Source organism: Streptomyces sp. NPDC053474 (genome assembly GCF_044544845.1).
Lineage (GTDB): Bacteria > Actinomycetota > Actinomycetes > Streptomycetales > Streptomycetaceae > Streptomyces.
In genome coordinates this window covers 667,227-692,380 of the sequence record NZ_JBITXV010000001.1, presented here as the reverse complement: position 1 = coordinate 692,380, position 25,154 = coordinate 667,227, and the positions used below count along the sequence as shown (strand labels likewise).

24 protein-coding genes are annotated in these 25,154 nt (G+C 72.5%); 20 read left to right on the top strand and 4 right to left on the bottom strand.

Annotated features, from left to right (window positions below):
- Positions 1-108: 108 nt before the first annotated feature.
- Positions 109-1,002, bottom strand: coding sequence for a S1 family peptidase (locus ACIG3E_RS03130; RefSeq protein WP_399610510.1), 894 nt, complete (start codon positions 1,000-1,002; stop codon positions 109-111).
- A gap of 541 nt (positions 1,003-1,543) precedes the next feature.
- On the opposite strand from ACIG3E_RS03130, the gene ACIG3E_RS03125 reads away from it, so the two are divergent.
- The 15 genes from ACIG3E_RS03125 to ACIG3E_RS03055 all read left to right on the top strand — a co-directional run bounded on the left by ACIG3E_RS03125 (position 1,544) and on the right by ACIG3E_RS03055 (position 17,675).
- Entirely contained in the window at positions 1,544-2,275 is a 732-nt protein-coding gene (locus tag ACIG3E_RS03125) for a hypothetical protein (protein WP_399610509.1), read from the top strand.
- A gap of 19 nt (positions 2,276-2,294) precedes the next feature.
- Positions 2,295-3,128: a hypothetical protein gene (locus ACIG3E_RS03120; RefSeq protein ID WP_399610507.1), complete on the top strand. Its 834-nt coding sequence runs from the start codon at positions 2,295-2,297 to the stop codon at positions 3,126-3,128.
- Positions 3,125-4,432 (top strand): CpaF family protein, encoded by a 1,308-nt coding sequence (locus tag ACIG3E_RS03115; RefSeq protein WP_399610505.1) that lies wholly within the window; start codon positions 3,125-3,127, stop codon positions 4,430-4,432. Before ACIG3E_RS03120 ends, ACIG3E_RS03115 begins: the two co-directional genes overlap by 4 nt.
- Before the next feature lie 4 nt (positions 4,433-4,436).
- Positions 4,437-5,426 carry a type II secretion system F family protein gene (locus ACIG3E_RS03110; RefSeq protein ID WP_399610502.1) on the top strand — a complete coding sequence of 330 codons (990 nt, stop codon included), beginning with the start codon at positions 4,437-4,439 and terminating at the stop codon, positions 5,424-5,426.
- Positions 5,423-6,352 (top strand): type II secretion system F family protein, encoded by a 930-nt coding sequence (locus tag ACIG3E_RS03105; RefSeq protein ID WP_399610499.1) that lies wholly within the window; start codon positions 5,423-5,425, stop codon positions 6,350-6,352. Before ACIG3E_RS03110 ends, ACIG3E_RS03105 begins: the two co-directional genes overlap by 4 nt.
- A gap of 67 nt (positions 6,353-6,419) precedes the next feature.
- Complete coding sequence (locus tag ACIG3E_RS03100) at positions 6,420-6,671, top strand: hypothetical protein (protein WP_399610496.1); 252 nt, start codon at positions 6,420-6,422, stop codon at positions 6,669-6,671.
- 20 nt (positions 6,672-6,691) lie between these two features.
- The gene (locus ACIG3E_RS03095; protein WP_399610494.1) at positions 6,692-7,174 is read left to right on the top strand and encodes a TadE/TadG family type IV pilus assembly protein; all 483 of its coding nucleotides are present in this window, start codon (positions 6,692-6,694) and stop codon (positions 7,172-7,174) included.
- On the top strand, positions 7,171-7,620 hold the full coding sequence (locus ACIG3E_RS03090; RefSeq protein ID WP_399610491.1) for a TadE/TadG family type IV pilus assembly protein: 450 nt from the start codon (positions 7,171-7,173) through the stop codon (positions 7,618-7,620). The genes ACIG3E_RS03095 and ACIG3E_RS03090 overlap by 4 nt, the downstream gene beginning before the upstream one ends.
- Positions 7,617-8,096, top strand: coding sequence for a TadE/TadG family type IV pilus assembly protein (locus tag ACIG3E_RS03085; protein WP_399610488.1), 480 nt, complete (start codon positions 7,617-7,619; stop codon positions 8,094-8,096). Before ACIG3E_RS03090 ends, ACIG3E_RS03085 begins: the two co-directional genes overlap by 4 nt.
- Positions 8,097-8,408: 312 nt before the next feature.
- Positions 8,409-11,510, top strand: coding sequence for a BTAD domain-containing putative transcriptional regulator (locus tag ACIG3E_RS03080; RefSeq protein WP_399610485.1), 3,102 nt, complete (start codon positions 8,409-8,411; stop codon positions 11,508-11,510).
- Positions 11,480-12,235, top strand: coding sequence for a prepilin peptidase (locus ACIG3E_RS03075; protein WP_399610482.1), 756 nt, complete (start codon positions 11,480-11,482; stop codon positions 12,233-12,235). The genes ACIG3E_RS03080 and ACIG3E_RS03075 overlap by 31 nt, the downstream gene beginning before the upstream one ends.
- Positions 12,236-12,329: 94 nt before the next feature.
- Complete coding sequence (gene mqnC / locus ACIG3E_RS03070; protein ID WP_399610478.1) at positions 12,330-13,544, top strand: cyclic dehypoxanthinyl futalosine synthase; 1,215 nt, start codon at positions 12,330-12,332, stop codon at positions 13,542-13,544.
- 17 nt (positions 13,545-13,561) lie between these two features.
- Positions 13,562-14,104 (top strand): imidazolonepropionase-like domain-containing protein, encoded by a 543-nt coding sequence (locus ACIG3E_RS03065; protein WP_399610475.1) that lies wholly within the window; start codon positions 13,562-13,564, stop codon positions 14,102-14,104.
- A gap of 172 nt (positions 14,105-14,276) precedes the next feature.
- Complete coding sequence (locus ACIG3E_RS03060; RefSeq protein ID WP_242720913.1) at positions 14,277-14,972, top strand: demethylmenaquinone methyltransferase; 696 nt, start codon at positions 14,277-14,279, stop codon at positions 14,970-14,972.
- Between the two features lie 174 nt (positions 14,973-15,146).
- On the top strand, positions 15,147-17,675 hold the full coding sequence (locus tag ACIG3E_RS03055; protein WP_399610471.1) for a zinc-ribbon domain-containing protein: 2,529 nt from the start codon (positions 15,147-15,149) through the stop codon (positions 17,673-17,675).
- A gap of 113 nt (positions 17,676-17,788) precedes the next feature.
- Here ACIG3E_RS03055 and ACIG3E_RS03050 read toward each other — a convergent pair whose 3' ends face one another.
- On the bottom strand, positions 17,789-18,154 hold the full coding sequence (locus ACIG3E_RS03050; RefSeq protein WP_399610469.1) for a PASTA domain-containing protein: 366 nt from the start codon (positions 18,152-18,154) through the stop codon (positions 17,789-17,791).
- An 88-nt stretch (positions 18,155-18,242) separates the two neighbouring features.
- Positions 18,243-18,788, bottom strand: coding sequence for a GNAT family N-acetyltransferase (locus ACIG3E_RS03045; RefSeq protein WP_399610467.1), 546 nt, complete (start codon positions 18,786-18,788; stop codon positions 18,243-18,245).
- 97 nt (positions 18,789-18,885) lie between these two features.
- Here ACIG3E_RS03045 and ACIG3E_RS03040 point away from each other — a divergent pair, with 97 nt between their 5' ends.
- On the top strand, positions 18,886-20,178 hold the full coding sequence (locus ACIG3E_RS03040; RefSeq protein WP_399610465.1) for a geranylgeranyl reductase family protein: 1,293 nt from the start codon (positions 18,886-18,888) through the stop codon (positions 20,176-20,178).
- A 73-nt stretch (positions 20,179-20,251) separates the two neighbouring features.
- On the opposite strand, the gene ACIG3E_RS03035 is transcribed toward ACIG3E_RS03040, so the two are convergent.
- Positions 20,252-21,112 (bottom strand): C40 family peptidase, encoded by an 861-nt coding sequence (locus ACIG3E_RS03035; RefSeq protein ID WP_399610462.1) that lies wholly within the window; start codon positions 21,110-21,112, stop codon positions 20,252-20,254.
- A gap of 961 nt (positions 21,113-22,073) precedes the next feature.
- On the opposite strand from ACIG3E_RS03035, the gene ACIG3E_RS03030 reads away from it, so the two are divergent.
- The 4 genes from ACIG3E_RS03030 (at position 22,074) to ACIG3E_RS03015 (ending at position 25,137) form a co-directional block, all read left to right on the top strand.
- Complete coding sequence (locus ACIG3E_RS03030) at positions 22,074-22,433, top strand: NADH-quinone oxidoreductase subunit A (protein WP_138961244.1); 360 nt, start codon at positions 22,074-22,076, stop codon at positions 22,431-22,433.
- A 66-nt stretch (positions 22,434-22,499) separates the two neighbouring features.
- Entirely contained in the window at positions 22,500-23,054 is a 555-nt protein-coding gene (locus ACIG3E_RS03025) for an NADH-quinone oxidoreductase subunit B family protein (protein ID WP_030678080.1), read from the top strand.
- The gene (locus tag ACIG3E_RS03020; RefSeq protein ID WP_399610458.1) at positions 23,051-23,800 is read left to right on the top strand and encodes an NADH-quinone oxidoreductase subunit C; all 750 of its coding nucleotides are present in this window, start codon (positions 23,051-23,053) and stop codon (positions 23,798-23,800) included. Before ACIG3E_RS03025 ends, ACIG3E_RS03020 begins: the two co-directional genes overlap by 4 nt.
- Positions 23,800-25,137 (top strand): NADH-quinone oxidoreductase subunit D, encoded by a 1,338-nt coding sequence (locus tag ACIG3E_RS03015; protein ID WP_399610456.1) that lies wholly within the window; start codon positions 23,800-23,802, stop codon positions 25,135-25,137. Before ACIG3E_RS03020 ends, ACIG3E_RS03015 begins: the two co-directional genes overlap by 1 nt.
- Positions 25,138-25,154 lie beyond the last annotated feature (17 nt).

Genomic DNA, 25,154 nt, shown 5'->3' with positions numbered 1-25,154 from the left:
AAGCGGGCGGAAACGATACGGCGCGCCGGTGCCCCCTGCCGCAAGGGCACCGGCACGCCGCGTCAGCGGGGCTGTGTCAGCGGGGCCGTGTCAGCGGGCCCCGCCGGATCAGCCGCGGCGCAGGCTGCGCTTGACGCGCTTGGCCTCGGCCGTGTCGCCCAGCGTCTTCCACAGCTTCGCCGAGCTCGTCGACGTGTAGACGCCCGGGGCGCCCTGGTCGCCGCAGCCCTCGCCGTACGAGACCACGCCGATCAGGATCGGCGCCTCGCGGCCGGGGACCTTGCGGAAGATGGGGCCGCCGCTGTCGCCCTGGCAGGAGTCCTTGCCCTCGACCCCGGCGCAGAAGTTGAGCTTGGTGTCGTACTCGCCGTAGCTCGTCTTGCACTCGGCGTGCGACAGGATCGGCACGCGGACCTGGCGCAGCCGGTCCGGCTGGTGCGTCAGCTCGGTGTCCGTGTTGCCCCAGCCCGCGACGGTGGCCTTCTGGCCGGGGCGCAGCAGGGAGTCGGTGCCCTGGGTGGGGAGCTTGACGGCGCTGATGCCGCGCACGGGCTTGCTGAGCTGGATGAACGCCACGTCGTAGGCGTCCTTGCCCTGGAGGTAGCGGGGGTGGACGAGGATGCCGCCCTTGGCCACGTTGCGTATCTGGCCCTGCCGGGAGTTGGAGAGGACCGTGCGGCCGATGGCCGTCTGGATGCTCTTGGGCTTGACCGGCTTGCGGGAGTCGTCGACCAGGCAGTGCGCGGCCGTCATCACGGTGTCCGGCGCGACCAGGCTGCCGCCGCAGAACTGGCGGTCCTTGACGGGGCCGGGGCCCTTGTCGAGGACGGCGACCATGAACGGGTACGCGTCGTTGGAGACCTCGGTGCCGCCGACGATGGCGTGGGCGGCGGGGGCGCCGGTGGCGACCATCGCGAGGGCCGCGGCACCGGCGAGACCGGCGGCCGCGGCGCGCCGCGGGCGGGAGATCCGGGCGGCGCGGGAGGGAAAGGAAAGTCTCATGGGGGTCGAACTTCTCTTTCGTCGAACTGTGGCGCGGGCACTCCCCGTGCCGGTCTGTCAGATGACGTACGAGGGTCCGTGGTTCATCCGCTGACCAGCACTGGTTCATTCAACAGGGGCCCCAATACGGACACTTCACGCATCCCCGGCCGGAGCGGGCGAGGCGCGTGGTGCGGGAACCGCTGTCCCTGTCGCCCGCGTCCCCTGTGTGGCTGACGGTTCGTGGGGGGCCCGTCGTGCCGATGTGAACTCCTGCTCCCGTGGCCATGTTTGGTTCGCATGTGCACATTTGAGGGATATGGAAAAACGTTGCCCCAAAAGAGGAACCGCCCGCCTCACGGGGCACGTGAAAGGCCATGAATTATGTGAGCTTCGCGATTCAAAACGCGCCTTGAGGGGCTTATGTGCTGCTGATACGGTGCGGTGGCTTGACGCGGCACCTGTGGCTGACGGGCCAAGTAAACCCCGGCCGAGGTGGGGCCGAAGTGCCTCGATGGTGTCCAAATGACGGTTTTTTCTTGGGTGTACGGGGAGCGGTTGCGTGAAGATCCAAGAGCGTACGGGGGCGGGCGGAAACCGTACCGGCGTATCGGCTCAGGCCGGGGTCGGCGAGCGACTTCCCACAGCACCTCGCGAGCGCAAACCAGCCCTTGCCGCGCTGGCGGTCCTGCTGATCCTCGTGGGCGCGCTCGGCGCCACCGTGCTCGTGCTGCGCGCCGGTGACCGGATCGAGGTCGTGAAGGTCACCAAGGAGATCCCCGCGGGAGAGTCCCCGAAGGAGGGCGTGAACATCTCGCCCGTCCTGGTCGCCGAGGACACCGGCATCAAGTACGTGAAGTGGTCCCAGCGCAAGACGCTCGAGGACTACAAGGCCAAGAGCACCATCCCGGCGGGCTCCGTCGCCGTGGGCCAGATGTTCGCCGTGGACGGCGGCGTGCCGACGGGCAAGTCCACGGTCGGCCTCTCGCTCAAGGAGGGGCAGTACCCCTCGACCCTGAAGCAGGGCGACACCGTGGCCGCGTACCGCGTGGCCGCGGGCGGCTCCAGCGGCAAGGGCACGGAGCGCGGCGGCGCGGGCGGTAGCACGCCGATCGTCGCCGACGCGCGCGTGAACACCGTCGCCAGCAAGAACGACTCGACGATCAGCACGGGCAACCTCAGCATCACCCTCCTCGTGGACGCCGACGACGCCGCGTCCCTCACTGCCGCCGCGTCCGCGGGCGAGGTCTCCCTGGTCGTCGTGCCCGGCCGCTCCGGCGCCTCCGGCGACTAGAAGGGCGAGCGGACCACCCATGGCTCTCATCGCCCTCGCCGCCGACAAGGGCTCGCCCGGCGTCACCACCGCGTCCGTCGCCCTCGCCGCCGTCTGGCCGCGGCGCGTGCTCCTCGCGGAGACCGACCCCGCGGGCGGCGACCTGGTCTACCGCAGCGCCGCCGCGCACGGCGGGCCCCTCAACCCGAACACCGGCATGCTGTCGATCGCCGCGACCGCGCGCCGCGGCCTCGTCCCCGACCAGCTGTGGGACCACACCCAGCCGCTCTCCGGCGGCCTCGACGTCCTCGTGGGCCTCGGCGTCTCCGAGCAGGCCGCCGGACTCGCCGGGATCTGGCCGACGCTCGGCCGGGCCTTCGCCCAGCTCGCCGACTCGCCGCACGCGCCCGCCGACGTCATCGCCGACTGCGGCCGGATCAGCGGCGACAGCCCGGTGGTCGAGATGTTCCCGCAGGCCGCGCTCGTGCTCCTGGTGGCCCGCGCGGAACCGGAGTCCCTCGCCCGCGTGCGGGACCGCGCCGCCGCCCTGGCCGCCAAGCTGCACGGCGGGCCGCGCGGGGCCGCCTCGCTCGCGACGCCGCTCATCGGCGTCGTCCTCGTCGCCGACCCCGCGCACTCCGCCAAGCTCGTCCACCAGGTCAACGACATGCTGGTCGCGGCGCAGACCGGCGCCCGCGTCGTCGGCACGCTCGCCGACGACCCCACGGGCGCCGCCCAACTGGCCGGACGCCGCCGCGGGCGGCTCGACAAGTCGATGCTCATCCGCTCCGCGCGCAAGGTGACCGCCGACCTCTACCAGAGCTACGGCGCCGCCTGGTCGGGCCCCGCCGCCGGAGCGGGGGCCGGGCGGTGAGCGCGGTCGACCACCAGCTGGTCAAGCGGTTCCGGCAGGACGCGGGCGACCGCATCGCCGAGCAGCGCCGCCTCGACCAGGTCTCCGGCGTCACTCCGATGTCCCAGGAGGACGAGCGGCAGTACGCCCGCGCCGTCATCGCGCAGATCCTGGAGGAGTACGCCCGTACGGAGATCAACGCCGGGCGCACCCCCCTGGACGCGGAGACCGAGGAGCAGTACGCGGCCGCCGTGCACGCCGCGCTCTTCGGCGTCGGCCGACTCCAGCCGCTGCTCGACGACCCCGAGGTCGAGAACATCGACATCAACGGCTGTGACCAGGTCTTCGTCGGATACGCCGACGGCCGCGAGGTCACCGGGGAGCCGGTCGCCGAGACCGACGAGGAGCTGATCGAGCTCATCCAGGTACTCGGCGCCTACTCCGGTCTCTCCTCGCGCCCCTTCGACTCGGCCAATCCCCAGCTCGACCTGCGCCTTCCCGACGGGTCCCGGCTCTCGGCCGTCATGGACGTGGCCCGGCGGCCCGCCCTGTCCATCCGCCGCGCCCGCATGGGCAAGGTGTTCCTGTCCGACCTCGTCGGCAACGGCACGCTCACGCCCGACGTCGCGCACTTCCTGGCCTGTGCCGTGCGGGCGCGCAAGAACATCATGATCGCGGGCGCCACCAACGCCGGGAAGACCACGCTCCTGCGCGCCCTCGCCAACGAGATCCCGCCGCACGAGCGCCTCATCACCGTCGAGCGCGCCCTGGAGCTCGGCCTCGACACCTTCACCGATCTGCACCCGAACGTCGTGGCGTTCGAGGAGCGCCTGCCCAACTCCGAGGGCCAGGGCGCCATCGGCATGGCCGAGCTCGTGCGGCGCTCGCTGCGCATGAACCCCTCGCGCGTCATCGTCGGCGAGGTCCTCGGCGACGAGATCGTCACCATGCTCAACGCCATGTCGCAGGGCAACGACGGCTCGCTGTCCACGATCCACGCCAACAGCTCCAGCGAGGTCTTCAACAGGATCTCCACGTACGCGCTCCAGGCCGCCGAGCGGCTGCCGATCGAGGCCAGCCAGATGCTCGTCGCGGGCGCGGTGAACTTCGTCGTCTTCATCCAGCGCCGCAACGCCTACCAGACCGGCGGCAAGCTCCAGCGCGTCGTGACCTCCGTCCGCGAGGTCAACGGCGTCGACGGCCGGGTCCTGTCCAGCGAGGTGTTCGCACAGGCCCCGGACGGGCGCGTCGTCGCCCACGCCCCGATCGCGTGCCTGGACGACCTCGTCGCGTACGGCTACCGGCCCGCGGGCCAATGGGGGTGAGCACATGAACGCGCTGGGATCCACGGGGGGCCTGTTCTCGCTGACCGTGCTCTACGGCCTCGCGTGCGGCGTCGCCGTCGGCGGCGGGCTCGCCCTGCTGGCCGTCGCGCTGCGCGGGCTGCCCGCCAAGCCGGAGCACGAGAAGCGGCAGGCCAGCGAGCGGATGAGCGAACTCGTCCGGTTCGCGGGGCGGCGCGGCTCGCTCGCGGTCGGCGTCGGCCTCGTCGTGCTGCTGCTCACCCGGTGGGCGGTCGCGGGCATCGCCTCCGGCGTCCTCGTCTTCTTCTGGGACAAGCTGTTCGGCGGGGCCGCCGAGGAGCGGGCGCAGATGAAGCGGGTCGAGGCGCTGGCTGCCTGGACGGAGTCGCTGCGCGACACCATCGCGGGCGCGGTCGGCCTGGAGCAGGCCATTCCGGCCTCCGCGCGGGCCGCTGCCCCGGTGCTCAGGCCGCATCTGGACGCGCTGGTGGACCGGTTGCGCGCGCGGACGCCGCTGCCGGACGCGCTCCAGGTGCTGGCCGACGAGATCGACGACGCCTCCGCCGACATCATCGTCGCCGCGCTGATCCTCAACGCCCGCCTGCGCGGCCCCGGTCTGCGCCAGGTCCTCGGCGCGCTCGCCAAGTCGGCGCGCGAGGAGGTCGACATGCGCCAGCGCGTGATGGCGCAGCGCGCGTCCACGCGCCGCTCCGTACAGATCGTCGTCGCCGTCTCGGTCGTCTTCGTCCTGGGCCTTTCGATCTTCAACCGCGCGTTCGTCTCGCCGTACGGCACGGCCGTCGGGCAGCTCGTCCTCGCCTGTGTGTGCGGCCTGTTCGCGCTCGGCTTCTGGTGGCTGCGCAAGCTGTCGACGGTCGAGACGCCGGACCGGTTCCTCGTCCGCGACGAGCCGGGCGTGCGGTTCGTGCGCCCCCGGACGGCGGGCGGCGAGGGCACCCCGGGCCAGGCCCAGACGCTGCCGCCGCACCCGCCCACCGAGGGGGTACGCCGATGAGCCTGACGTGGCCGATCCTCATCGGCGCCACCCTCGGCCTCGGCGTCTTCGCCCTGGTCCGGGCGCTGCTGCCGAGCAGGCGCAGCGCCGTCGCCACGGTCGCCCGGATCGACGCGATGCGGGCGCGCGGCGCCGCGTACGAATCCTCGCACCGCACGGCGGACGCGGACGCCACCGGGCGCTTCGCCGCGCTGCGCGCGCGGGTGGGCGCCCGGGTCGCCGCGTTCTACGTCCAGCAGGGCTGGGAACTGCGGTCCCTGCGGGCCGACCTCGCGGTGCTCGACCGCGGCTGGGAGAAGTTCCTCGCGACGAAGGTGCTGCTCGCGGTGGCGGGCGTGTTCTTCGGCCCCTTCCTCTTCGCCGTCGTCTGGACGCTCGGCTTCGGCCGCGGCCCGATCATCCCGGTCTGGCTGGCCCTGATGTTCGGGGTGCTCTTCTTCTTCCTGCCGGACCTGGAGGTGCGCCGGGACGCGCAGGAGAAGCGGCGCGACCTGCGCCGCGTGATCGGCGCCTATCTGGACCTGGTGTCCATGAGCCTGGCGGGCGGCCGCGGCCTGCCCGAGGCGCTCATGGCCGCCGCCGAGGTCTCCGACGGCTGGGCCACCCAACGCATCAGGAACGCCCTGGCTGACGCCCGCATCACCGGCGTCAGCCAGTGGCAGGCGCTCGGTTCGCTCGGCGAGGAACTGGGCGTCGAGGAGCTCAAGGACCTCTCCGCGTCCCTGGCGCTGGTGGCCGACGACGGCGCGAAGGTGCGCGAGTCGCTCGCCTCCCGCGCCGAGACGATGCGACACCGCGAACTCGCCGAGATCGAGGGCAGCGCGGGCGAGAAGTCCCAGTCGATGCTGGTGGCCCAGCTGCTGCTGTGCGCGGGGTTCCTGGTCTTCCTCATCTTCCCGGCGGCGATGCGCGTGTTCCAGGTCTGAACCCCCACCCCGCGGGCGGGCCCTCCGAGCCCCACCACCATCCTGCTTCCCGAGAGGACAACACACCATGAACGGACGGAACGTCAGCACCGGCATCCCGGCGGTCGACTTCCTCGTGACCTTCCTGCGGGCCCGGGTGCGCCGCGTGCGCTCCGGCGAGCTGGACCGGGGCGCGTCGGCGGTCGAGTGGGTGATCATCTCGGCGGTCGTCGTGGCGATCGTCGGCGTGGTCGCCGCGATCATCAACAACGCCCTGAAGGGCGGTGCCGACAAGGTCGGCGACTGCATTGAGGGCGCCGACGCGGGCAAGACCTGCTGAGCGACGGGTCACCTACGACCATGTGGGGCCACGGGGGCCGGGGCGCAGCCGCGCCGCACCGCGACCGGATGCCCGGATGCGTACGCCGTCGAGTGGAGGCCGCCTCCGCCCGCGGCGAGTCCGGCATGACCGCGGTCGAGTTCGTGCTGCTCACCCCGGTGCTGTTCTTCATGATCTTCGCGACGGTGCAGTTCGCGCTGTACTTCTTCGCGGACCACGTCGCCCAGGCCGCGGCCCAGGCGGGCGCGCGCAAGGCCCGCGCCACGGCCGACGAGAACCCGGGCGGCTGGCGCGGCGAGGCGAACGACGTCGTCGAGGACTACATCAGCCAACTGGGGCCCGAGCTGGTGCTCGGCCCCGACGTCAAGACGATCCAGCCCGAACAGAACACCGTCGGCGTGGAGATCACCGCCAACGTGCCGTCGGTGTTCCCGGGCCTCGACCTGACCGTGCACGCGCGCTCCGCGGGCCCGGTGGAGCGGTTCGTGGAGGAGGGCGGATGACACGGCCCGAACCAGGCCGTCGGCGCCTCACGGGTCCGGCACGGCCCCAGGTGGGCGACAGCGGCCTCTCCACGGTCGAAGTCGTCATCCTCGCGCCCGTGATGATCCTTTTCATCCTCGTCCTGGTGGCCTTCGGGCAGCTCGTGGACGGGCGCGGCGCCCTCGACGGGGCGGCGCGGGACGCGGCCCGCGCGGGCTCCATCCAGAAGGACCTGGGCACGGCGATGACCGAGGCGCGCAGGGCCGCGGCGGCGAACCTGGAGGACGTCTGCTCCGGCCCCGTGCACGTCGTGCGGAAGAGCGCAGGATTCCGGCCCGACTCCCTCTTCACGGTCGAAGTGAGCTGTCGGGTACGGGGCCTGGGAATGCTCGGCCTCGACGTGCCGACCACGCTGAAGTCCACGTTCAGCTCGCCGCTCGATCCGCTGCGGAGGGCCGGGACATGAGCACGCGAGCGCGCCGCGCGTACGCGGCACGGGCCCGGCCCTGGCTCGATGCCCGCCGCGCCCGCCTGGACGACCGGGGCTCGGGCGCGGGCGCGGTCATCGTCTTCGCGCTCGTCTTCTTGACCCTGGCCGCGTTCGTGATCGACGGCGGCCTGTCCATCTCGAAGCGCGAACGCGCCGCGGACATCGCGGAGCAGGCGGCGCGCTACGCGGCCCAGGACATCGACCGGGAGGGCCTGTACGCGGGCGAGGAGGCGCCCATCCGCTACGAGAACTGCGGCGCCCGCGTACGGAAGTTCGCCCGGGAGATGGGCCTGCGCGGCGCGGACGTGGCGGCCACGCACTGCGTGAGCGCCGACGCCCAACAGGTGGAGGTCGAGGTCCAGATGACGTACAGCCCGGTCTTCACCGGCCTGTTCTACGGCGGGGACGTCGTGGTGCACGGGCGGGCGAGGGCGGAGAACCGAGTGGGGTGAGGGGGGTTCGGCGGGGCGTACGGCACGGTTGCGGCGCGGCTCGGCGGCATGGTTGCGGCGCGGCTGGGCGGCATGGTTGCGGCGGAAGTTGTCCACAGACGGGGAGTTGTCCACAGGGCGCTCCCGGCCGAAGACGCCTTCCGTACGATCGCGTTCATACGGCCAGCAGTACGTTCATCCGACACCACGGGCATCTGACATCACGGGCATCCCGGCCTCCCAGGCCGTGGGCCTCAAGGCAACCAGGCATCCAGGCACCACACCCCTCCAGACACCACAGGCATCTACAGGACCAGGACCAGGACACCCGCCATGGCGCGACGCAACACCCGCTCCTCGAACGGCTCGCCGGTCAGCCCGGCGGTGCCGCGGAACAGGACGCCGCAGCCGCTGCCGACGCGTCGGCGTTCGGCCGGGGACTTCGTCAAGGCGTTCCTCGCCTTCGTCGCCCTCGCCGTGCTGCTCGTCGGCGTGCCCGGCGCGCTCGCGTACTTCGTGGGCTGGCCGCTGCCGGACGGGGCGCCGACCCTCGACTGGCTCCAGCAGGAGGTCACGGTCGGCACGTTCGTCCGTGTGCTGACGGTGGTCGTGTGGCTGGCCTGGGCCCAGTTCGCCGCCTGCGTGCTCGTCGAGGTGAAGGCCGCCCTCTCCGGGGTCGGGATGCCGGGGCGGGTGCCGGGCGCGGGGCCGAGCCAGGTGCTCGCGCGGCAGTTGGTCGCCGCGCTGCTGCTCATCGGCGCCACGGCGGCCAGCTTCGCGCCGGGGCTCTCGCAGTTCGGGCAGTCCCCCGAGGGGAACCAGCAGCCCCCCGCCGTAGCAGCCCAGCGGACGCCGGGGCCCTTCGCGCAGGAGCAGCGGGGCGCGGCGGCCGCGGCGGACGCGGTCGCGGACCAGGCCGCGCGGGCCGCCGACCGCGCGGGCACCGCCAGGGACGGCGACACGAAGTTCTACCGCATCCAGCCGCCCGAGGGCCGCCACCACGACTCGCTGTGGGAGATAGCGGAGCGGCACCTGGGCGACGGCCGCAGGTACAGGGAGATCTACCAGCTCAACAAGGACCGCGAGCAGCCCGACGGCTCCCGCCTCTCCGAGGCCAGCCTGATCCGGCCCGGCTGGATCATGGAGATGCCCGCCGACGCCCACGGCGGCGAGCTCGTCGAGATGCCCGACGAGGCGCCCAAGGTGCCCGAGGAGGTCCGCGAGCAGATCTCCGACTACGCGAAGGCCGGGGACGAGCGCCAGGGCGGCGGCGCGCAGCAGGTCGGCGACCGCAAGGGCGGCGGATCCGTCGACCGGGACACGGCGCACATCGCGATCCCCGAGCAGCGCCCGGGCAGCGGCGAGGAGCGGGACGGCGGCCGAGGCGATGGCCGGAGTGACGGCCGGGGCAGCGGCGACGGCCGGGGTGGCGGCCAGGGTGACGGCCGGGGCAGCGGCGAACCGCCCGCGCCCGCCACGCCCGCCGCGGCCCAGAAGGCCGCCGAGGCCGCGTCCGACGGCTTCTCCTTCGGCCTGCCCGAGGCGCTCGTCGGGGCGCCGCTGCTCGCCGCAGGGCTGCTCGGCGCGCTCGGCAGGCGCCGTCGGCACGCGCTGTGGCAGTCGGCGATGGGTGCCGTCGGCGGGCGCCGCGGCATGGATCCGCCCACGCCGACCGGCGCGGCGGCCGACGCGCAGGACGCGCTGCTCGTCGGCGCCGACCCCGAGGGCGTCCGGCTCCTGGACCGCGCCCTGCGCGGCCTGGCCGCCGCGCTCACCGCGGAGTCCCGCCCCCTGCCGACGGTGTACGCGGCCTGGCTGAGCAACGGCGATCTGCACCTCCAGCTCGCCCAGCCCGCCGGACGGCCGCCCGCGCCCTGGCAGCTGGGGCAGGACCAGACGTTCTGGGTGCTGACCCGCGCCGACGCCGAGGCGTACGAGGACGTGGACGCGGCGGCGCCCTACCCCGGCCTGGTGTGCCTCGGCACGATGGACGACTCGCGCCTGCTGCTCAACCTGGAGGCGGTGCCGGGCATCGTCTCGCTGAGCGGCGCCGCCGCCGACCGGGCCGCCGTGTTCGCGTCCGTCGCCGCCGAGCTGGCCACCAACGGCTGGTCGGACCGCATGACGATCACGCTCGTCGGCTTCGGCCGGGACCTCACCCCGCTCGCGCCGAACAGGCTGCGGCACCTGGAGGACGTCGAGGCGCTCATCGAGACCATGGGCGCCGAGACGCGGCAGCGGCGCGGCGCGCTCGGCGCCGCCGGACACGACTCGGTCCTCACCGGCCGCACCGGCCCCGCCCGGCACACCCGCTGGGCGCCGCACCTGGTCCTGCTCGCGGCCGCGCCCACCGCGGACGAGGCCGTCGAGCTCGCCGAGCTCGCCGCCGACGCGAGCCGCCTCGGCATCGGCTATCTCGTCGGCACGGACTCCGGCGAACTGCCCGGTGCCGCCTGGGAGATGGAGATCACCGACGACGGCAAGCTGCTGGCCCCGCTGCTCGGCCTCGAACTGGCGGCGCAGCGGCTGCCGGACGCGCTCCAGCAGGCGGTGGTCGAGCTGTTCACCGCGGCCGACCCCGACGGCGGCGACGGCGGCGACGGCGGGGACGACTCCACCGGCGGCGCGGCCGCGCCCCCCTTCCTCGTCGACGTCAGCGAGCAGGGCCGCCCCGCGGTGTACGCGCGCCTGGTCGGGACGTACGAGATCATCGGCCTGGAGACGCCCGACGGCGAGCGCGGCCCGCTGATGCACGAGGCGCTCGCGCTGCTGCTGCTCCACCGCGAAGGGGTGCACCCGCGCGTGCTCGCCTCCGCGCTGTGGCCGCGCGGCGTGACCGAGGACGTGCGGGACGCGCTCGTCGACCGGGTCCGCGCGTGGCTCGGCAGCGACCAGGACGGCACGCCCCGGCTGCGCGCCGACGCGTCGGGGCGGCTCACGCTCGCCCCTTCCGTGGTCTGTGACCTGGACGTGCTGCGCTCGCTGTACCACGAGGCGACGCAGGGGCGCGGGGCCGCCAACCGCGCGGTGCGCGGCCGCATGCTCACGGACGCGCTCGTCCTGGTCCGCGGCCCGCTGCTCGCGGACCGCCCCCAGGGACGCTACGGCTGGCTGACGCACGAGATCGTCGACGCGCGGCTGCCGCTGCTCGTGGCGGACATCGGGCTCGCCCTCAGCGAGTTCCACCTGGAGAAGGGCCGGGCCGAGCAGGCCATCGAGGCGCTCACCTCTGCCCGCACCTCGGCCCCCGCCGACGAGCGCCTGTGGAACGAACTGCTGCGGGCCACGCACGCCACCAACGACCCGGCCCGGCTCCGGGCGCTGGCCGCCGACCTGGTCGCCCGCAGCGGCGCGCGCGGTCTGCCGCCGCGCACGGAGGCGCTGCTCGACGAGTTGCTCCCGGCGTGGCGCGACGGCCTCACGGCGGTGGGGTGACCGTGGAGCTGCCGCTCGCGCTCGCCGGTGCCCTGTGGGGTGCCCTGGCCGGGCTCGCCCTGCCGCGCGCCGTGTACCGCTTCTCGGCCCCGGCCGGTGAGCCCTGGCGCGCCCGCTGCCCGAGCGACGCGCACGAGGTGCGGGGCTGGCTGGGCCGGGGCCGCTGCCCCGACGGGGAGCGGTACGGCCCCGGTGCCCCCGCCCTCGCCGCCGTCGCGGCGGTGGTCTGCGCCCTGCTCGGTCTTGCGACGGGCCCGCGCCCCGAGCTCGTGGTGTGGCTGCTGTGCGTGCCGCCCGCCCTCGTCCTCGCCTGCGTCGACCGTGCCGTCATGCGCCTGCCGGACGTGCTGACGCTGCCGCTCGCCGCGGCCGCGCTCGCGCTCCTCGGCGTGGCGGCCGCGCTGCCCGGCCACGGCGGCGACTGGACGCAGGCGGTCCTCGGCACGCTCATGCTCAGCGGCGGCTATTTCGTGCTGTTCCTGATCAATCCGAACGGGATGGCGTTCGGCGACGTGAAGCTCGCGCTCGCGCTCGGCGCGGCCCTGGGCTGGTACGGCTGGGGCGCGCTGGTGCTCGGCACGTTCACCGGGTTCGTGTGCGCCGCGCTGTACGGCGGCTGGCTCGTCGTGGTGCGCGGGGCGGGCCGCAGGACGGCGATAGCCTTCGGCCCGTTCCTGCTGGCCGGGGGGCTCGCGGGCGTCCTGCTCGGCGCGTACGCGGCCTGACGCCGGGGCGCGGCCCACCGGACGCCGGGGCCCCAGAGCCCTGGCGTACGCTGAAGAGCGATCTGTCCAACCCCCTTACGGAAGGGACGCACCGGTGACCGAGCAGGCCGACCTCACGTCCTCTGATGTCACAGCCGTCCTCGACCGTGCCGCGGCGGGCGGACGGATCAGCGCCGAAGAGGCGCTCGCCCTGTACCGGGACGCCCCGCTGCACGCGCTCGGCGCGACCGCCGACGCCGTGCGCCGCCGCCGGTACGCGGGCACCGAGCACATCGCGACGTACATCATCGAGCGGAACATCAACTACACGAACGTCTGTGTGACGGCGTGCAAGTTCTGCGCGTTCTACGCCGCCCCGAAGGACACCAAGAAGGGCTGGACCCGGGACCTCGACGACATCCTGCGCCGCTGCGCGGAGACCGTGGAGCTCGGCGGCACGCAGATCATGTTCCAGGGCGGCCACCACCCGGACTTCGGCGTGGAGTACTACGAGAAGCACTTCGCGGCCATCAAGAAGGAGTTCCCGCAGCTCGTCATCCACAGCCTGGGGGCGAGCGAGGTCGAGCACATGGCCCGGATCTCGAAGGTCTCCGTCGAGGAGGCCATCCAGCGGATCAACGCCGCCGGGCTCGACTCCTTCGCGGGCGCGGGCGCCGAGCTGCTCCCGGAGCGGCCGCGCAAGGCCATCGCCCCGCTGAAGGAGTCCGGCGAGCGCTGGCTGGAGATCATGGAGGCCGCCCACAAGCTGGGCGTGGAGTCCACCTCCACGATGCTCATGGGCACCGGCGAGACGAACGCCGAGCGCATCGAGCACCTGCGCATGATCCGCGACGTACAGGACCGGACGGGCGGCTTCCGGGCCTTCATCCCGTACACGTACCAGCCGGAGAACAACCACCTCAAGGGCCGCACCCAGGCCTCGATCTTCGAGTACATCCGCATGATCGCGATCGCGCGGATCTTCCTGGACAACGTGGCGCACATCCAGGGCTCCTGGCTGACCACCGGCAAGGAGGCCGGTCAGCTCACGCTGCACTACGGCGCGGACGACCTCGGCTCGGTGATGCTGGAGGAGAACGTGGTCTCCTCCGCGGGCGCCAAGCACCGCTCCAACCTGCGCGAGATGATCGACATGATCCGCTCCGCCGACCGCGTGCCCGCGCAGCGCGCCACGACGTACGAGCACCTGGTCGTGCACGACGACCCGGCGAACGACCCGGTCGACGAGCGCGTCGCCTCGCACATCTCCTCCACCGCCATCGAGGGCGGCACGGCCCACCCGGAGCTGAAGCTCCTCACCTCCAACTAGGGCCGCGCGAGGGCCAGTTGCTGACACTGCACCAGGTGGACGCGGTCCGGCCCGCCCCCGCGGGGGCGGACGCCGTCGTCGTCAACGGCGCCCGGATCGTGGCCGTCGGCCCGTACGCGGAACTGCACGCGGCGTACGGCGAGCGCGCCCGGGTCCGGCGCTGGGACGGCGTCCTGACCCCCGGCCGCCACGAGCCCGACGCCGTGGCCCTCCTGGAGTCCGCGTACTGGCCCGACCCGCGCGAGGCCGACGAGCTCGGCACGGACCCGCTGACCGGACAGGCCCTGGCGCGGCTCGGCATGACGGACACCCGCTGGGGCGCCAGCGCCCGCCGCGGCCTGCAACGCCTCCTGGCCACCGGCACCACGACCCTGGCGGGCCCCTTCACCCACCCGCCGGTCCGCACGGCCGTCACCCGTTCGGGCATCAGAGTCGTCACCGCGACCCCGCCCGAAGCGCCCTTGGCCCCGTCGGCCCTCGCGGACTTCGCGATCTTCACCGAGGACGGCACCTGCCTGACCACGGCCATCGAGGGCCGCCTCCTCTTCCGCCGCCGCTAAGGGGAAGCGCCCCTGAAAGGGGCGCGGGGAACTGCGCGAGCAACCAGAACCCATCCGCACCCGCCGGACAAGCGAAGCGGGCAGACGCGAGGGCGCCAAGCCCGCCGCAGGCGCGACGCAGGCGAAGAGGCCCCCGCCCAAGGAAGAAGACCGGCCTGACACAATGGGCCGGGTGACCCGCGCATCCCTGGACAAGCAGCCGCACGAAGTCGCCTCGATGTTCGACGACGTCGCGGAACGGTACGACCTCACGAACGACGTGATCTCGCTCGGCCAGGCCCGGCTGTGGCGCAAGGAGGTCGCCAGGGCCGTCGACGCGCGGCCCGCGCAGAAGATCCTCGACCTCGCCGCCGGGACGGCCACGTCCTCGCAGCCCTTCGCGCAGGCGGGCGCGTACGTGGTGCCGTGCGACTTCTCGCTCGGCATGCTGCGGGTCGGCAAGCAGCGCCACCCGTGGATGCCGTTCACCGCGGGGGACGCCACGAAGTTGCCGTTCAAGGACGACACCTTCGACGCCGTCACGATCTCCTTCGGCCTGCGCAACGTGCAGGACACCGACGCCGCGCTGCGCGAGATGTTCCGCGTCACCCGGCCCGGCGGGCGCGTGGTGATCTGCGAGTTCTCCGAGCCGACGTGGGGCCCCTTCCGCACGGTCTACATCGAGTACCTGATGCGCGCGCTCCCGCCGGTCGCCCGCACGGTGTGCTCGAACCCGGACGCGTACGTCTACCTCGCCGAGTCCATCCGCTCCTGGCCGAACCAGCCGCAGCTCGCGGCGCGCCTGGCCGACGCGGGCTGGTCCAAGGTGGCGTACCGGAACCTGACGGGTGGCGTGGTGGCGCTCCACCGGGGTTTCAAGAAGGGCTGAACGGTCGTTTCGACAACGGTCGAACGGTCGTTTCGGACGCGGCGGTTGACGGGAACCGCGCGCCGGGGAAGATGTGTCAGTTGATATGTACCGGCCACTCCACGTGGCCGGAGCATAACGGTCGGCGCTCACCGACCCGTCCCCCTGACGATCTCCTCAAGACGGAGCGTTCCGATGTCGTCGTACTGCCCGCACTGCGGGGCGCCATCCCCGGACGAGGCCCGTTTCTGCATGAAGTGCGGGCGCGAACGCCTCCCGGAGCCGACGGGGGAGGCCTCGGACGCCGCGCCCCCCGCCGCGCCCCAGGGCCCACCCCGGGACGCGCCCGCCGAAGCCCCAAGTCACCCCGAGACGCTGGTGGTTCCCCCCGCCCCGGTGGCCGCGCCGCCACCGACAGCACCGCCGACCCCACCGGCACCGCCCTCCCCGGCAGCCCCGCCCGCCCCCGCGGCGGCCCCGGTCGCAGCGGCGGCCCCGCACCCCGCCGCGCCCGCGTACGCCCCGGCCCCCGCCGCGCCCTCGCCCGTCGGTGCCTTCCTCGGGCGGACCGCGCGCGGTGACTGGGCCGGTTCCGCGCAGGCCGCGCTGTGGCCGCTCGCGGCGCTGCTCATCTCCGCGCTCGTCTGCGCCACGCCGAAGTACGGACAGGACGACGAGGACTTCGTCGGCTTCGCCGACCGGCTGCGGATCGCCCTCGCCTTCGTCCTCCAGGCCGTGGGCGGCCGCCTGGAGTTCTCGGGCACCGACGAGGAGACCGGCCTCGACGGCTCGGTCTCGCAACGGGTGGTCGAGGGCACCTTCGGCGTGCACCTGGTGCCGCTCACGGTGACGGCGCTGTTCATCGGCGGGCTCGTCATCGGCGCGCGCATCCTCAGGAACCGCCTCCGGCTGCGCGGGCAGAGCCTGCCGGGGAGCACGGCGGGCCTCGAAGCGGCCGTCCGCGTCGGGCTGCTCACCGCGCTCGGCGTGCTGGTGCTCGCCCTCTTCGGGCAGCCCGAGATCCAGCGCGTCGAGGTGTCGTCCGGGCCGCTCCTCGCGATGCTCGGCGCGCTCGCGCTCGCCCTCGGGGTCTCGGCCGCCGTGCTGCACCGCGACGGCGCCGCGCCCTGGCTCGCCACCCGCCCCGGCGCGCAGTTCTTCACCCGCGCCCTGGGCGCGTCCCTGCGCGCCCTTGCCCTCGTCCTCGTCCTCAGCTCCGTCACCGCGTACTTCAGCGTCACGCAGATCGACGCCTTCAACGGCGACTCCGAGGTGCCGGGCTCCGACGTCTCGGACGACCGGGTCTCGCCCTACTTCGTCGCCCTGTTGCTCCTGCCGAACCTCGGTCTGCACGCGCTCGGCCTCGGCTGGGGCGCGCCCCTGAAGTCCGAGGCGAGCAGGGGCTCGCGGTACGGCGGCTACGGCGACAGCGGCGAGAGCGAGTCGTTCGGCCTGTCGAAACTCGGCGACCTGGTCAACTCGGGCGCGGTCGTGGGCGCGTTGGCGCTCGGCCTGGTGTGCGCCCTCGTGATCGCCTTCGTGGGCGCGCGCCGCTGCGCCCGCCGCGGCGAGCAGATCCTGGCCGCGGGGCTCTCCTTCGGGCTGATCCTGCTGCTCGCCGCCGTCGGCGGCCTCGGCGTGGAGACCACCGCCCGGCAGCGCGGGCTCGGCGGCGAGACGTCGAGCGGCTCGTTCGACGCGGGTGTGAGCATGCCGGACCTCTTGCTGTTCGGGCTGCTGTGGGTGGCCGGAGCGGTGCTCGTGGCGGCGGTGTTCACCGCGCGCGGCAGCGGGGCGCCCCCGGTTCCGCCAGGGCTGCCGCCGGGCCAGTCGCCGCCGGGCCAGCTGCCGCCGCCCGCGCCCGGCGCGGCGGGCCCCGGCGCGCCCGCGGCGTACGCCGTCCCCGGCCCGTACGACCCCAGCGCGGCCCCCACCCAGGGCGTCCTGGCGTCCCCGCCCGCCCCCGCGCGGCAGCGCGGCCGCGCCGGGGTCTGGGCGCTCACGCTGGCCGTCGCCCTCCTCGTCGGCGGCGGCACGACGGCGGGCATCGTCGTCTGGCAGGAGAACCAGAGCACGTCGGACGGAGCGGGCACGTCCGACAAGGCGCGCCAGGACGCGGCCGGGACCGGGACCGGCTCCGACGACGACGGCAAGAACGACGGCCCGGCCGCCAGCCGCACCGACGAGCCGAGCCGGACCCCGCCGACCGAACCCGCGCGGCCCTCCGACGGCGAGAGCGGCGGCGAGAGTGCGGGGGACGCCGCGGTGCCGCCGGGCTCCGAGCGCGTCACCGACCCGAAGGGGTTCTCGTTCGCGGCGCCCGAGGGCTGGAGCAGCCGGGCCGGGGACAACCCCACGCAGTCCATGTACGCGGGCGCGAGCGGGGCGGAGAACTTCCTCGTCGGGGTGATCCCGAACGCCGACTACACCTCGTACGAGAACCTCACGAACATGGAGGAGCACGCGGAGAAGGACCCCGACAAGTCCGACTACCGGCGCATCCGCCTGGAGGACAACACCTTCCAGGGGCGCGCGGGCGCGGTGTGGGAGTACACGTACACCGACAAGTCGGGCCGCAAGATCCACGCGATCGACCAGAGCTACGTCACCGCCGACGGCACCGAGTACGCGATCCAGCTGTCCTGGCGCGCGAAGGTCTGGTCGACGGAGCGGGGCACGCGGACGCACCGGACGGCGCTCGACACCTGGCGGACCACGGGCTGACGGCAGGCGGCCGCCCCGGGCCCCGGAGCCTCGGGGGCCTGGAAAGCCCTCAGTCCTGGAAAGCCTCGGCCCTCGAACGCCTCAGCCCTCGAACGCCTCAGCCCTCGAACGCCTCAGCCCTCGAACGCCTCGGCCCCCACGCCGACCCCCGGCTGCCCCGGCTCGGCCAGTTCCCGCTGGAGGCCGCCGTCCGACGGGCCGGGCAGCCGCGGCTCGCGCACCCCGGCGCCGCCCTCGCCCTCGCCGGGGCCGAGGTCGAACCACACGGTCACGACGGCACCGCGCGGCACCTCGACCTCCGGCAGCGGGTACTGGCGTACGACGTACTCGAGGACCACGTCGTCGAGTTCGGAACGGTCGCCCGCCACCAGGCGCACGCCGCGCTCGGCGGCCCTCTTGCGCGCGTCCATCGCCATCAGGCCCACGAAGCGCGGCACGCGCACGTCCAGCGGCCCGGTGTCCCCCGGCGTCCTCGGCACAGGCGTCACTCCTCAGCGGCAGGGGCGCGAACCCCCAGCGGTAGGGGAGGCCCCGGCGGTAGGGGAAGGGTAGCCCGGGCGGGCCGGACTACAACCCCACGCGGTAGCAGCACGCGCGGCGGTCCGCGCCGGGCACGTCGTACGTCTCCTGGCGCTCCATGCCGAGGCGCTCGGCCACCGCCATGGACCGTTCGTTGCGCACGTCGATCACGGCGACCACCGACGGCACGCCCACCGCCCGCAGCCGGTCCAGGCTCGCGCGGGCCGCCGCGGTCGCGTAGCCGTTCCCCCACGCCCGGCGGGCGATCCGCCAGCCGATCTCGATCTCACCCGTGGGCCCCCACGCGCGCGGCCACGGCTGGGCCCCGGCGAGGCCGACGGGCTCGCCGTCCGGGTCCAGCAACGTCCACAGGCAGAAGCCCAGTTCCGCGTCGTGGCGGCGCTGGCGCGCGGTCAGCTCCTCGTACACGGAGAGCTCGCTGGACACACCGCCGCCCACGTACTCCATGACCTGAGGGTCGTCGAAGAGCCGGTGCCAGACGAAGGCGTCCTCGTGGGTCGGCACGCGCAGACCGACGGCGGGGGCGGTGCGGGTCCGGTGGGGGGCGTCGTCCAGCTCGCTCACGTCGCTCACAAGTGGCCCTTCGGGTGATTGATCAGTACCGCCTCATAGACTGCCCCTATCCCGTGCCGGTCGGCACACTGATTTCGAGCCTTGGGGAGAACCCGCCGTGACCGAGCCGCTCTCCGACACCACCGCCAACTCCGCGGACGTCATCGTCGTCGGCGCAGGTCCGGCCGGTTCGACCACCGCCTACTACCTGGCGAAGGCCGGGCTCGACGTGCTGCTCCTGGAGAAGACCGCCTTCCCTAGGGAGAAGGTCTGCGGCGACGGCCTGACCCCGCGCGCCACGAAGCAGTTGGTGTCCATGGGCATCGACATCTCCGAAGAGGCGGGCTGGCTGCGGAACAAGGGCCTCCGCATCATCGGGGGCGGTGTGCGCCTCCAGCTGGATTGGCCGGATCTCGCCTCTTACCCCGACTACGGACTCGTCCGGAAGCGCGACGACTTCGACGAGCAGCTCGCCCGGCAGGCCCAGAAGGCGGGCGCACGCCTGTACGAGCGGTGCAACGTGGGCGCCCCCCTCATCGACGACCGCACCGGCCGCATCACCGGCGTGGAGGCCAAGCTCGGCGAGGACAAGACGCCGGTCACCTTCCACGCGCCGCTGGTGGTCGCCGCCGACGGCAACTCCACCCGCCTGTCGCTCGCGATGGGCCTGCACCGCCGCGAGGACCGCCCGATGGGCGTCGCGGTGCGCACGTACTTCACCTCGCCGCGCCACGACGACGACTACCTGGAGTCCTGGCTGGAGCTGTGGGATCGCCGCGGCGCCCAGGACCGGCTGCTCCCCGGCTACGGCTGGATCTTCGGCATGGGCGACGGCACGTCGAACGTCGGCCTCGGCGTCCTGAACACCACCGCCGCCTTCAAGGAGCTCGACTGGCGCGAGGTCCTCAAGGCCTGGTGCGCCTCCATGCCCGAGGACTGGGGCTACACCCCGGAGAACATGACGGGCCCGATCCGCGGCGCCGCCCTGCCGATGGCCTTCAACCGCCAGCCGCACTACACCCGCGGCCTGCTGCTCGTCGGCGACGCGGGCGGCCTCGTCAACCCGTTCAACGGCGAGGGCATCGCCTACGCCATGGAGTCCGGGCAGATCGCCGCCGACGTCATCGTGCAGGCCGTCGCCCGCGCCACGCCCGCCCAGCGCGAACTGGCCCTCCAGCGCTACCCGAAGGTCCTCAAGGACACCTACGGCGGCTACTACACGCTCGGCCGCGCCTTCGTGAAGCTCATCGGCAACCCGAAGGTCATGCAGATCGCCGCCCAGCGCGGCCTCACGCACCCGATGCTGATGAGGTTCACCCTGAAGATGCTCGCCAACCTGACCGACCCGACGGGCGGCGACGCGATGGACCGCATCATCAACGGCCTGAGCCGGGTGGCCCCCAAGGCCTGACGCCTCGACGCACGACCAAGGGCCGGAACCCTCCAGGAGGGTTCCGGCCCTTAGGCGTGGCGGAGAGAGGCCGTCAGAGGACGCGCACGGCCCCGGAGGCCGGGTAGCCCGACAGGTCCTGGATCACGACGCCCTTGCTCGGGTTCGCGGCGTCCAGGTACTGGCCGTTGCCGATGTAGACACCGACGTGGTACGCGGAGCCCGCGCCGCCCCAGTACAGGACGTCGCCCGGCTGGATGTTGGAGAGCGAGACCGGCGTGCCCGCGGTCGACTGGGCCTGCGAGACGCGCGGCAGGTCCACGCCCACCTGCTTGAAGGCGGCCTGCACGAGGCTGGAGCAGTCCCACGCGTTGGGGCCGGAGGCGCCCATCACATACGCGTCGCCCAGCTGGGCCTTGAGGAAGCTGATGACCGTCGCCACGCTGCCGCTGGAGGGCGCGGAGACGTTCGAGGAGTCGGAGGCGGAGGAGCCGCCGCCGGAGCCGCCGGAGTCGCCCGCGGGGGCCGAGTTGGTGCTGAGCCGCGTGCGCTCGGTGGCCCGCGCCGCGCGCTCCTGGGCCTCCTTCTCGCGCTTGGCCTCGGCCGCGGCCTTGGCCTTCTTCTCGGCCTCCGCCTTCTTCTCTGCGGCCTTCTGGTCCTTGCTGGCCTGCTTGGCGGCCTTGACGGCGGCGGCCTCCTGCTGGGCACGCGCCTCGTAGCTGTCGGCGGTCTGCTGGGTGGCGTCCGCGGACTGCGCGATCTGAGCGGACAGATCGGCGGTGAGGGTGGGCAGCTCGATCGTCTCGGTCACCGGCTCGGCGGCGTTCGCCGTGCCGGCGGCGCCGGCCACGGCCAGGGTGCTGAGGACGCCACCGGCAACTCCGGCGCGCAGAGCCATCTTCGACGCGCTGCGACGGGGCTTCCGGTGGCTGGGTATGTGAGCGGTGTGGGACATGGGAACAACCGCTATCAAGGAGTAGGGGTTCCCTTCAAGAAACGTGTGCTGCGCCACAGTTGTCCCGCGTGGCCGTGAATCCCGGGCGTGTCGCATCTTATTGACGCCGTAAAGGGCAATGCGGACAGTCGTGATCACGCCTGTGATCATGGGTTTTCCGAGTTACGTCCGAATTGCCCGTGGTCTAACACGTGTTCAGGCCGTTGGCCAAGCCCGGTTGTTCGACCCGGGGTTCGAGTGTGGCGCAGGTCACGTTCTGGGGCTCATGGGGGCCGTCCGAGACCTGGCTGAGATCTGGCCGATATCTCCCGGGTATCTCGCGGGTTCCCGCCGAATCCCTCCGTACTCCTCCCACCCCTCCCCGCCACCTCTTCTATGAGTGCTTCGCGCGCGGTGCCTCCCGACTTCGGCGGGGAAGCGCGCGACCGGCGGGCGGAATGCGTGACTGACGGGGGAATGCCCCACTTCCGCGAGGGGCTCGTGAACGCGCGCACGCAACGGAGTGGCCCACCCGCCCCGGCGCCTCCGTGCGGACGCGTCCACCGCCGTCCACACCCCTGCCGCCAAAGTGTGAACGCGCCCCTCTATCAAGTGATCACGTCCAGCGCCAATTTGCCTGTAGTGGCCACCTCTTGATAATGCAACACCGCCCCGACCAGCCTCGACGCGTCAAGATGTCACCTCTGGTGATCACTCAGGTGCTTCGCGTACGAAGATCACCGCTCATCCGACTTCATGATCCTTCGTCAGGTGGTGGAGATCACAAAGCCGTTGTCGTACCCCGTGTCGCAGATCACAGACCGGCGGGCATAAGATGCGGGGCAGTTGGGCTTGTGACCTGCTTCACATGTAAGCGATCTTCGAGGAGCTCCGAAGGCCCGGGGATCGCATACGGGCGGGGCGGCGAGCGGGTCCGACGCAACCGCCAGCAGTCAGTGCCGACTGAGAGGAGCGAGGAGCGGTGAACGCGTATGCGCCCATCCTCGTACTGGGAGCCCTCGGGGCAGGCTTTGCGATTTTCTCCGTGGTCATGGCCACGCTTGTCGGCCCCAAGCGCTACAACCGCGCGAAGCTCGAGGCCTACGAGTGCGGAATCGAGCCGACCCCCACGCCGGCCGGCGGCGGGCGCTTCCCCATCAAGTACTACCTGACGGCGATGCTCTTCATCGTCTTCGACATCGAGATCGTCTTTCTCTACCCCTGGGCCGTGAGCTTCGACGCCCTGGGGATTTTCGGGCTCGTGGAGATGCTGCTCTTCGTGCTCACCGTCTTCGTCGCGTACGCGTACGTATGGCGGCGCGGCGGCCTGGAATGGGACTGACCCCGGCAAGGGACTGACCCCCGATATGGGACTGAGCCCCGGAAGGGGACAGAGGAGCCACTGAGCATGGGACTCGAAGAGAAACTGCCGAGCGGATTCCTGCTGACCACCGTCGAGCAGGCCGCCGGGTGGGTGCGCAAGGCATCCGTCTTTCCCGCCACGTTCGGCCTCGCGTGCTGCGCCATCGAGATGATGACGACCGGCGCCGGGCGCTATGACCTGGCGCGCTTCGGCATGGAGGTCTTCCGCGGCTCGCCGCGGCAGGCGGACCTGATGATTGTGGCCGGGCGCGTGAGCCAGAAGATGGCGCCCGTCCTGCGACAGGTCTATGACCAGATGCCCAACCCCAAGTGGGTGATCTCCATGGGGGTTTGCGCGTCGTCCGGCGGAATGTTCAACAACTACGCGATCGTCCAGGGCGTTGACCATGTCGTCCCGGTCGACATCTATCTGCCCGGCTGTCCGCCCCGGCCCGAGATGCTGTTGGACGCGATCCTCAAGCTGCACCACAAGATCCAGAACACCAAGCTCGGTGTGAACGCGGAGGAAGCGGCCCGCGAGGCGGAGGAAGCGGCCCTCAAGGCCCTCCCCACCATCGAGATGAAGGGGCTGCTGCGGTGACCGACCCCCACGACGGCGCGAGCAACGGGGTCAACCCCGAGAAGGACCTCAGCGCCTCCAACCTCCCCGGCCAGCGCGGCGAGCACGGCGAGGAGGTCCGCGTCCAGCGCGGCATGTTCGGCGCGAACAACGGCGGCGACACCTCCGGCTACGGCGGCCTGGTCCGCTCCATCCGGCTCCCGGGCGCCGCCAACCGGCCCTACGGCGGCTGGTTCGACGAGGTGGCCGACGAACTCGAAGGCGCCCTGGAGGAACAGGGCCTCGTCCCCGAGAACGCCATCGAGAAGACGGTCGTCGACCGCGGCGAGCTCACCTTCCACATCGCGCGCGAGCATCTCGTCCGGGTGGCCCGGACCCTGCGGGACGACCCGGCGCTGCGCTTCGAGCTGTGCACCGGCGTGTCCGGCGTGCACTTCCCCGGCGACAAGGGCCGCGAGCTGCACGCCGTCTACCACCTGCGCTCGCTCACCCACAACCGGCTGCTCCGCCTGGAGGTCAGCGCCCCGGACGCCGATCCGCACGTGCCGTCCCTCGTCGCGGTCTACCCGACGAACGACTGGCACGAGCGCGAGACCTATGACTTCTTCGGCCTCGTCTTCGACGGCCACCCCGCGCTCACGCGGATCATGATGCCGGACGACTGGCAGGGCTTCCCGCAGCGGAAGGACTACCCGCTCGGAGGCATTCCCGTCGAGTACAAGGGCGCCCAGATCCCGGCTCCGGACCAGCGGAGGTCGTACAGCTGATGAGCACTCCCTTCACCTCTGCCTCCTCCGCCTCCGCGCGCGAGACCACCGAGGGCACCGTCTACACGGTCACCGGCGGCGACTGGGACGAGGTCGCCAAGTCCGCCGTCGAGGCCGACGACGAGCGCATCGTCGTGAACATGGGCCCGCAGCACCCCTCCACGCACGGCGTGCTCCGGCTCATCCTGGAGATCGAGGGCGAGACGGTCTCCGAGGCCCGCTGCGGCATCGGCTACCTCCACACGGGCATCGAGAAGAACCTCGAGTACCGCACCTGGACCCAGGGCACCACGTTCGTCACGCGCATGGACTATCTGACGCCGTTCTTCAACGAGACGGCGTACTGCCTGGGCGTCGAGAAGCTCCTCGGCATCGAGGACCAGATCCCCGACCGCGCCACCCTCATCCGCGTGCTCCTGATGGAGCTGAACCGGATGTCCTCGCACCTGGTGTGCATCGCCACCGGCGGCATGGAGCTCGGCGCCACCACGATCATGATCTACGGCTTCCGCGATCGTGAGCTCATCCTCGACATCTACGAGCTGATCACCGGCCTGCGCATGAACCACGCGTACATCCGGCCCGGCGGACTCGCCCAGGACCTGCCGCCCGGCGCGGTGGACCAGATCCGCGAGTTCGTGAAGAAGATGAAGAAGAACCTCCCCGAGTACGACAAGCTCGCCACCGGGAACCCCATCTTCAAGGCCCGCATGCAGGACGTCGGCTACCTCGATCTGACCGGTTGCATGGCCCTCGGCGCCACCGGCCCCATCCTGCGCTCCGCCGGGCTCCCGCACGACCTGCGCAAGAGCCAGCCGTACTGCGGCTACGAGACCTACGACTTCGAGGTCCCGACCGCCGACACGTGCGACTCCTACGGGCGCTTTCTCATCCGCCTGGAGGAGATGCGCCAGTCGCTGCGGATCATCGAGCAGTGCCTGGACCGGCTGCGGCCAGGACCGGTCATGGTCGCCGACAAGAAGATCGCCTGGCCCGCCCAGCTCTCGCTCGGCCCCGACGGCCTCGGCAACTCGCTCGACCACATCAAGAAGATCATGGGCACCTCCATGGAGGCCCTGATCCACCACTTCAAGCTGGTGACGGAGGGCTTCCGGGTGCCGCCAGGGCAGGCCTACACCGCCGTGGAGTCCCCCAAGGGCGAACTCGGCGTGCACGTCGTCTCCGACGGCGGCACCCGCCCCTACCGGGTGCACTTCCGCGACCCGTCCTTCACCAACCTGCAGGCCATGGCGGCGATGTGCGAGGGCGGCCAGGTCGCCGACGTCATCGTCGCCGTCGCGTCCATCGACCCCGTGATGGGAGGCGTCGACCGGTGACAGACGCATCGCCGACG